Below are 7,640 nucleotides of genomic sequence, written 5' to 3' on the forward strand. Positions count from 1 at the left end.
GGTCAGGCTTGGCCTGCGGCACGGCCGCCTCGGCCGCATCCTTCGGCTTCTCCTGCACCTTGGGCGGCGGCGGCGGGGGCGGAGGCGTCTCCAGCACCAGCTTGGCCAGCCGCGGCGGCAGCTCGGCCTGTGCGGTGCGGTCGGGTTGCCGCACCGGCAGCCACGGCACGATCAGGAAGATCAGCAGGCACACGCCGACAGTGCGCTGGATGATGCGGCGAAAGCGCGCGTCGTCCTCGGGCACGCCGGCCCAGGGCATCACCCTGGGATTGAACGAAACGGTCGCCGCACTCATGCGCCCGCCTTCTGCCGCACGGCGAACGACATGTCGGTGAAGCTCGCGCGCGCCGCGGTGTACATGATCTTGCGCAGCAGCTGGTACGGGATGTCCTTGTCGCCCATGATCGTGAGCGCCTTGCCCTTGTCCTTGTTGGCCTCGCGGATCATCTCGCGGCCGGCCTGGATGTCGAGCTCGTCCTTCAGCGGCCCGATCAGGTCATCCTTCAGCCCCATCACGTCGGCCACGTTGGCGATCTTGCGGCCCTCGACGATGATCTCGGTGCCGCTCACCACCAGCACCACGTTCTGCTTCGGCTCCTTCTCGGCCGTCGACTGCGGCAGCTGAACGGCCTTCGGGCTCGGCAGCAGCTCGACGCCGGTCGCGTTCGAGAGCAGGAAGAAGATCAGGATCGTGAACACGTCGATCAGCGAGACGAGGTTCATGTCGAGCCCCGTCTGGTTGCGCGCGCGGCGCTCGGCCCGCTTCTGCAGCGGTGTCATCAGTGCCATGGCCCCCGTCCCTATCGCTTGACGACCGGCGCATCGCCGATCGAGATGTTGGGGAACATTTCGGTGTGCACCACCACCGCCCCCTTGGGCGTGGCGACGACGCGCACCGCATCCATCACCTGCACGAGCGCGTCGTACGAGGTGTTCGGCTCGGCCAGCACGCTGGCATCCACCTTGTCCGGAAACTTGACCTTGATCTGCTGGATCAGCGTCGACAAGGCCGCGGTGTCATACCCCTTCGCGTTGTTCGGGATGCGCTGGATCAGCCCGCCCAGGCGGTCGCCGACTTCCAGCGAATCCGGGCGCAGCACCACCTCCAGCTGAAGGTTGTCCACCTTCAGTTGCTCCACGCCGGAGTTCTTCGCCGGCAACGACAGGTCGATCACCGACAGCCTCGTGAACACGGCGGTCGACAGCAGGAACGGCACCAGCACCACGATCAGGTTGATGAACGCGGTGATCTCCAGGTGCGCCGTTTCCTTTCGCAGGCGACGACGAGCAGCCATCTCAGCGCGCTCCGGTGCTCTGCTCGGCCTTCAGGCGCTGCACCAGGTTCAGGAAGCTGATCTTGGCGGCCTCGAGGCCATCGACGATTTCGGCGGTCTTGGCCTGCAGGAACGAGTGCAGCAGCAGGAACGGGATCGCGACCATCAGCGCGAACGCGGTGTTGTTCATCGCGATCGAGATCGAGGCCGACAGCATCTCGGCCTTCTCGGCCGGGTTGACCTGCGCCACCGCGGTGAAGCCCTTGATCAGGCCCATGATCGTGCCCAGCAGGCCGACCAGCGTGATCACGTTCGCGAAGGTMGCGATGTAGTGCGTGCGCTTCTCCAGGCGCGGCACGATTTCCATCATGCCCTCTTCCATCGCCGCGTCGAAGTCTTCACGGCGGCCCGGGCTCTGCATGCGGGTCAGGCCGTAGTTGACGATCTTGCCGATCGCGGCATCGGAATTCGCGGTGACGTTCTGGACTTCCTTGAAGCGGCCGTTCTGCAGCATCGGCAGCACGTGCGACCAGAGCTTGCGGTTCTCGCTGCGCGCCTTGTTCAGCACGATGTAGCGCTCGATCCCGATCGCCAGGCCGATCGCCATGATCAACAAGCTCGGATAGATGAACAAGCCGCAATCCTGGAAAAACTTCACTGCTGTGTTGAACGCATTCATCTCTGATCTCCGATGGAAACTTCTCTGTGATTCGACAAAAAACGGCAGGCCCGCAAGCGTGACTACTTGGCGGCTGCGGTGGGTGTGGCGCCAGCCACCGGCTGCGTCAGCGTGTCGTACTGGACCTGGCGGCGGAACACGTCGCGGTCGACCGGCGCGAGCGCCTCGTCGAGCACGCTGACGGCGGGGCGGCCGCTCTGGTCGCCGGCGAGCGGCTTCTTCCACGGCACGATGTACAGCACCTTCGGCAGCTCGCGGTTGCCGATGATCTGCGAGCCCTTGATGTCGGCGCGGTCCTGCGCCCAGGCCGGCGCGAGGCCCGCGGCGATCAGCATCGCGAACACCGCGGCCACCGTCAATGGCGCGCGCAAGGGGTCTCGGGACTTCATGGTTTTTCCTTCCGGTTCGCAGCCGCGGCCGGCGCGGGCGCCGCGGCAGGCTGCTTACGATTCTTCAGATCTGCGACCCATTTGGTCACCGTGGCATCGCCACCCGGAGTCAACGCAAGATACCGGCCATACATGTCTGCGGCCTGTGCAACATCCCACAGATACAGGTCGTACAGGATGCCGAGGTTCAGCAGCGGCGCTGCATAGCCGGCATCGAGCGCGATGGCGCGCTCGTAGGCGTCCTTGGCCTTCGGGAACTGGCCTTGCTGGCGGTAGGTGATGCCGAGCTGGTTGAAGTACAGCGGCTGCTTCGGGTTCAGGCGCACGGCCTGCTCCAGCTCGCCGGCCGATTCGGGCAGCTTGCCGGCCTGGCGGTAGATCACGCCGAGGTTGGCATGTGGGCCGCCGAGCTCCGGGTTGGCCTGCGCGATGGCCTTGAAGCCGCGCTCGGCTTCTTCCATGCGGCCGGCACGCAGCGCGCGGCGGGCGTCGTCGTAGCTGCGTTGCAGCGCGGGGGCGACCGGGGCTTCGGGCTCGGGGCGGGCGATGACCGGGGCGGCAGCGGACGCGACGGTGGCGGGTGCCGAGGCCGATGCGGCCGGTGCCGAGGCCGCCTTGGCCGGCATCACGGCATCGCGCAGGGCCTGCAGCGGCTGCTGGATCGTCGAGCAGCCGGCGAGGGCCAGCAACATCACGAGGGTCAGGTGGCGCTCAGCGAATCGCATCGACGACTCCTTCGCTGCGTTCGCTCTTGCCATAGCGCAACGGCCTGATCTCGCCCAGCGCCTTGAAGCTGCTCTTCACCCACTGGTCGTAGATGCCATTGGTGGTGCGCCGCGCATTCAGCTCATGCAGCTCGGTGGCCTTCTCCTCGAACGGGTAGGCCTGCTCTTCCAGCATCACGTTGTACTGCTCCAGTTCGAGCTTCGACAGCTTCTTCGGGCGCTGCGAGTTGACGAGCGCCTTGCCGAAGTCCTGGTAGAGCGCCGCGATCTGGTAGGTCGCCGCGGTCGTCACGTCGGCCACGCCGTAGTCGGCAGCCACCGTGTAGGCCTTCAGCGATTCCTCCAGCCGCGCCTTCTTGTTCTTCAGCGCCGCAGCCAGCGGCTCGACCAGCTGCACCTTGCGGTAGCTGTCGGCCACCGGCGCCGCCATCGCGAGCGCCGCAGTCGCGCCCAGGTAGCGCGTGCGGTTCGTGCGCGCCGCGCCACCGGCCTGGTCGACCTGGTAGATCTCCTTCATCCAGGTGAACTCGCGGGCCGCGTTGCCGTCGTCMTTCGCGATCTTCGCCAGGCGGTACCGCGCCTCGACCGAAGCCTCGAACGACATGCCACCCTGCTTCAGGTAGCGCTCGTAGGCCTTGCCGGCGTTCGCACGCGATCCGGCCTTCTCGTACATCTCGGCCGATTGCCACAGTGCATCGCGCGCCAGCGCCGGATCCTTGTTGGTGGCGGCGAAACGCTCGTACTCGCCGGCCGCCAGCGCCCACTGGCCCCGCTCGGTGTAGGCCAGCGCGAGCTTGTTGCCCACGTCGGCCTGCAGCGGATGGTTCGGGTAGCGCTTGCGGAAATCTTCCAGCGTGCGGCTCGCGCCGTCCCAGTCCTTCAGGCCGATCATCGCGGCCGCCGCATCGTACTGCGCCGGTGCCGCCACGCTCGACTGCGGCGCCACCGTGGCCACGCGCGTGAAGTGCTTCACCGCCTCGACCAGCTGGCCCTTGCTGCGCGCCTGCTCGCCCTGCTTGTAGATCGATGCCGCCTGGCGTTCGACCAGGTCCTTGCGCGCCGGATCGTTCGCCGGCGCGAGCGCCAGCACCTCGCCGTACGCCTGCTCGGATTGATCGAACTCGCCGCGCTCGAACGAGCTGTGCGCGATCACGGTCCAGGCCACGCGCCGGTTCGCCGGCTCGGCCGGCGGTTGCAGCGCCAGCACCTGCCGGGCCACCGTCGCCGCACGCGCCTGGTCGCCCAGCGCGAACAGCTTCTCCGCCGCGTTGGTCAGCACCGGGCCGCTGCGCTTGTCGCCCGGGTTCGCGTTCGCGAAGCGCAGCGCGCTCTCGACGCTCTCCTTCTGCAGCGCCGGCAGCTCGGCCGGCGTCGCCTTCTTCTCCTGCGCGGCATAGCTCAGCAGCGCGGCATAGCCCGCATCGGCGCTCTTCGCGTGCAGCGGGTAGCCATAGGCGGTCTTCTCGTACTCGGGCGCGGCTTCCTTGAAGCGCCCGTCCTCGTACAGCAATTCGGCCAGCAGGAAGTTGTTCTGCGCCGCCTCCGGGTCCTTCGGGAACGACGTGAGGTAGCTGCGGTACCACTTCACCGCCTCTTGATAGTCGGCGGTCGATTTGCTCTTCTGAGCCTGCGAGTGATAGTGCTGGGCCAGCTCGGCAAGATTCGTCTTGACCAGCGGCTGCGCGTTCTCCTGCCAGGCGGCCGAGTTCTGCCGGCTGAACTCGCTGTCGACGCCGTAGCGCTCCACGTACTCCTTCTTCGCGTCGAGCGCCATCGCGCCGAAGCCGTTCTGCTGGTAGATCGCGATCACGCGAGCCTGCATCAGCGGCGACTGGCCGTGCAGCGGGTCGCGGCGCGCGAACGCGCTGAAGGTGTCGGCGGCGTCCTTCGGCCGGTCCTGCCGCAGGTACAGCTCGCCCAGCTGCTGGTAGACGCGCCACTCGTAGGCGCGGCGCTCCGGCGTCGTCATGTAGGCGGGGATGCTCTCGGCGCCCTGCAGGTTCTCCAGGCTCAGGCTCGCCACGCGGAAGGTGTCCTCCACCAGCTCGCGGTCGCCGCGCGTCAGGCCGGGCAGCGTCTCCAGCTCGCCGTCGTCCTTGCGGCCGCCGAGCTTCAGGTCGAGCACGCCGAAGAACGGGTGCAGCGCATCGTCGAGCCGGCCCAGCTTGAACAGCGACCAGCCCTGCATGTACAGCGCGCGATCGCGGAACGGGTTCGACGAATCGCCCTGCAGCACGGTGCCGTAGGCCTGCTCGGCCTTCGCGTAGTCGCGCGTCGAGAACAGCAGCTCGCCGCGACGGAACTGCGCCTCGTCGCGGTAGATCGTCTTCGGGTACTTCGCGACCAGGTCGTCGAGCGTCTTCAGCGCGAGCTCGAGCTCGCCGCCCTGCTCCTGCGCACGCGCCAGCTGGTACAGCACGCGGTCGTTGGTCTCGTCCTGCGGGTAGGTCTTCAGGAACTCCTGGTAGCGCGCGGTCGCGGCCTTGTAGTCGGGCGTGCCGTTCGGCGTCTGCTGGCCGGCGGCCAGGCGGTTGTCGGCACCGTCCATCTCCAGGTCGCCCAGGCGGCGCATCGCCTCGGCGCGCTGCGTGGCCTTCGGCGCGGCCTTCAGGAACTCGGTGTAGGCGGCGATGGCCTGGTTCTCGTCGGCCTTCACGCCGTTGTCTTCCGCGACGGTGATCTCGCGGCCGGACATCGACTTCAGGGTCGGCTGGTCATCGCCGGGCAGCGTCTTCTTGCCGGCACAGGCGGCAAGCCCGAGCAGCATCAGCAGCGCCAGACTATGGCTTGGGCGGCGCATTGGCGGGTTCCAGTTGCTTGTTGGCCTGGCTCGCGGCGCGGTCGTACAGCTGTGCGACGGCGAAGCGGGCCTGCGTGGTGTATTCGACCAGCCGGTCCTTCTGCTGCACGAGCTCGCTCACCGCCAGCTCCTGCACGAACTGCTGCTGCTCGGTGCTCAGCGCGGCCACGCGCGGCAGCAGCGCCTCGATGGCCTTGCCGAGCTCGGCGATGCGCGCGGCGAAGGCATCGAACTTGGCCGGCTCGTCCTGCTGCGCCTGCGCAAGCGCCGCATCGACGCGGCGCGTGTCGGCCAACGCCTCGGTGGTGGTGCGCGCGCTCTTCTTGGCGTCCCACAGGTGCTGCGGGTACTCCTGCGCGAGGCGCCAGGTCAGCGCGCCGGACGCGAGGCGGAAGCGCTCGCGCGCCGCCACCGCTTCGGGCATGTCGCCGGCCTTCTCGAGCGTCGCGCGGATGTGCTCGACGCGCGCCTGCAGCGCCACCTGCTGTTCATCGGCCAGCGCTGCGGGGTCTTCCTCAGTCTCGATGCGGGCGAGTTCGGCGGTGATCGCGTCGAGCCGCTTCTGCAACACATCCAGCCCGCCGTCGGCCGCCTTCGCGCGCACCTTCGGCAGCCGCTCGGCATAGGCCTGGCGGCGGTTGGCGAGCATGTCGCTGAACACACTGAGGTTGTCCTGCCACTGCAGCAGGTTGCTGCGCAGGAACTGCAGGTCGCGCCAGTTCTTGAAGGCTTCCTGGAACGAGTGCTGCGCGAGCAGCGGCGCCAGGTGGTTGGCGTGCGGCATCTCGGGCAGCTCGCCGATGTTCCAGAACCAGCCCATCTCTTCGCCGGGATTGCGCTCGAGCAGGCCGTCGAGCAGCTTGCCGGCGCGGATTGCGGTGATCGACTGGTCGAGGTTGGCGTTCTCGCGCTCGAACGACGCGATGGCCTCGTTGTAGCGGTCGAGCGACTGGCCGCTCGCACCGGCCTCGGCATAGGCATACGGCACCGCGATCATCGCCTCGAGCACGGCCGAATCGCCCGGGTCGCGCAGCGCCAGCTCCTGCCACGGCACCAGCGCCCGCTTGGGCTGCTTCAGCGCGGCCTGGGCCCAGCCGAAGCCGAGCAGCGCCTTGTTGGCCTGCATGCCGTTCAGGCGCACGCGCTCCAGGTGGATCAGCGCGGCCTCGGGCTTGTTTTCCTGCAGCGCGGCGAAGCCGAGCGCGACGTTGGCCTTGTCGCGCAGGCTGCGCGTTTCCTCGTCGGGCGCGGGCGCCGTGCCGAGGGTCTCGAGCAGCTGGTTGCCGCGCTCCGCGTCACCGGTGCGGATCAGCGCGACACCCAGGTTGAAGCGCGCATAGCGCGTCGCGTTGGTGCCGCCGGGCATCTTGCCCGGATCGGGCAGCTTGGCCATCGCCTCCAGCTGCGCCGCGGCGCCGGCGAAATCGTTGCGCGCCATCAGCACGTTGGCACTCAGCAGCCCGCGCTCTTCCTCGAGCTCGGGCGGCAGGTTCTTCTCGATGCGGCCCAGCGCCTCTTCGGCCTCGGGCAGGAAGCCGCGCTGGTAGCGGATCTTCGCGAGGTAGAACCAGGCGCGGTCGCGCACCGCCGGCGTCGCGCCCTTCTCGATCAGCTGCGCGAAGATCTCGCCGGCCTCGCGGTGCAGGCCGTACGACAGCAGCAGGCCACCGCGCAGGATCTCGGCTTCATCGGCATGGTGCGAGACGCGGCCGAAATGCTGCGACACCATCAGCCCGGTGATCGACGAGAAATAGCGGCCCTGGTAGAACTGGT

At 68.1% G+C, this 7,640-nt stretch carries 7 protein-coding genes and 1 pseudogene; all 8 read right to left on the reverse strand.

Annotation, left to right across the window (positions count from 1 at the left end; translation table 11 throughout):
* Nucleotides 1–295: pseudogene (locus AC1D15_RS12105) on the reverse strand (AgmX/PglI C-terminal domain-containing protein); the annotation flags it as partial.
* Nucleotides 292–789 carry an ExbD/TolR family protein gene (locus AC1D15_RS12110; protein ID WP_477826159.1) on the reverse strand — a complete coding sequence of 166 codons (498 nt, stop codon included), beginning with the start codon at nt 787–789 and terminating at the stop codon, nt 292–294. The pseudogene AC1D15_RS12105 and the gene AC1D15_RS12110, both read right to left, overlap by 4 nt.
* An 11-nt stretch (nt 790–800) precedes the next feature.
* Nucleotides 801–1,295 carry an ExbD/TolR family protein gene (locus tag AC1D15_RS12115; RefSeq protein ID WP_047511925.1) on the reverse strand — a complete coding sequence of 165 codons (495 nt, stop codon included), beginning with the start codon at nt 1,293–1,295 and terminating at the stop codon, nt 801–803.
* A 1-nt stretch (nt 1,296) separates the two neighbouring features.
* Nucleotides 1,297–1,908, reverse strand: a complete 612-nt coding sequence (locus tag AC1D15_RS12120; RefSeq protein ID WP_465112520.1) for a MotA/TolQ/ExbB proton channel family protein — start codon at nt 1,906–1,908, stop codon at nt 1,297–1,299.
* A gap of 107 nt (nt 1,909–2,015) precedes the next feature.
* Nucleotides 2,016–2,342, reverse strand: coding sequence for a hypothetical protein (locus AC1D15_RS12125; protein WP_477826160.1), 327 nt, complete (start codon nt 2,340–2,342; stop codon nt 2,016–2,018).
* Nucleotides 2,339–3,067: a tetratricopeptide repeat protein gene (locus tag AC1D15_RS12130; protein WP_477826161.1), complete on the reverse strand. Its 729-nt coding sequence runs from the start codon at nt 3,065–3,067 to the stop codon at nt 2,339–2,341. The genes AC1D15_RS12125 and AC1D15_RS12130 overlap by 4 nt, the downstream gene beginning before the upstream one ends.
* Entirely contained in the window at nt 3,054–5,834 is a 2,781-nt protein-coding gene (locus AC1D15_RS12135; protein ID WP_477826162.1) for a tetratricopeptide repeat protein, read from the reverse strand. Before AC1D15_RS12135 ends, AC1D15_RS12130 begins: the two co-directional genes overlap by 14 nt.
* Nucleotides 5,835–5,847: 13 nt before the next feature.
* Nucleotides 5,848–7,640 (reverse strand): tetratricopeptide repeat protein (locus AC1D15_RS12140; RefSeq protein WP_477826163.1); only part of this gene is annotated, 1,793 nt, incomplete at its 5' end.

The organism is Rhizobacter sp. P2_H2, assembly GCF_056403375.1.

Coding starts and splice junctions, on each gene's coding strand:
- AC1D15_RS12125 (WP_477826160.1), bottom strand. CDS start 2,342: ATGAAGTCCCGAGACCCCTTGCGCGCGCCATTGACGGTGGCCGCGGTG.
- AC1D15_RS12115 (WP_047511925.1), bottom strand. CDS start 1,295: ATGGCTGCTCGTCGTCGCCTGCGAAAGGAAACGGCGCACCTGGAGATC.
- AC1D15_RS12130 (WP_477826161.1), bottom strand. CDS start 3,067: ATGCGATTCGCTGAGCGCCACCTGACCCTCGTGATGTTGCTGGCCCTC.
- AC1D15_RS12110 (WP_477826159.1), bottom strand. CDS start 789: ATGGCACTGATGACACCGCTGCAGAAGCGGGCCGAGCGCCGCGCGCGC.